Raw genomic sequence first — 260 nt, forward strand, 5'->3', positions numbered from 1 at the left:
AGCGCATTAGACGTTGAGGGTAATTTAGCCACAAACGAAACCACCTTTACTAAAGACACCGCAGCTACTGTAACCGTTGATATTAACGATACAAACGATGGCGTAATTAACGGTAATGGTGAAAACGTAAGTGTTGAAATTACAGGGACCACAACAGGTGTTGAAGACAATCAAACGGTAACAGTGGTAGTAACAGATGAAGCCGGTAATGAGCGCAGCTTTGAAGCCACAGTTACTAATAATACCTACACGATTACAGG

1 protein-coding gene is annotated in these 260 nt (G+C 41.9%); it reads left to right on the forward strand.

Annotated elements, in window-relative coordinates:
• The coding region (locus tag WDB87_RS00150; RefSeq protein ID WP_337848653.1) for a hypothetical protein at positions 1 to 260 on the forward strand (260 nt) is incomplete at both ends.

This window comes from Pseudoalteromonas sp. C12FD-1 (genome assembly GCF_037414265.1).
In the GTDB taxonomy this organism is placed as follows: Bacteria; Pseudomonadota; Gammaproteobacteria; order Enterobacterales; family Alteromonadaceae; genus Pseudoalteromonas.